The following is a 301-nucleotide window of genomic DNA, read 5'->3' on the forward strand; positions in this document are numbered from 1 at the left end:
TCGTGTCAAGCACGAGCATGACTCATGAGAGGGTGTCGATTTCAGCAAGACGCCGCACCACAATGGCTATCCGGGACGCGAGAAACAGCGCGGGAGGAGCGGACAGCATCCTACTCCGCCGCATCTCGCCGCTCGGGCGCATCCGCCGGCGCGTCGGGGTCGCCGCCTTCGGTCTTGGCGTCGAGATCCGGGAAGGCGACGACGCGTTTGCCGCCGGGCTCGGTGTGGAGCACGATCAGGCCCTGCTCCTCGAACCAGTCGAGGAAACGCCGGGCGCGGCGGGCGGAATGGGGGCCATAGA

General features: G+C 67.4%; 1 pseudogene. It reads right to left on the reverse strand.

Annotated features, from left to right (window positions below):
* Positions 1-110: 110 nt before the first annotated feature.
* Positions 111-301: pseudogene (locus B4E36_RS23385) on the reverse strand (ATP-binding protein); the annotation flags it as partial.

Source organism: Martelella sp. UBA3392, from assembly GCF_002358775.1.
GTDB lineage: Bacteria > Pseudomonadota > Alphaproteobacteria > Rhizobiales > Rhizobiaceae > Martelella > Martelella mediterranea.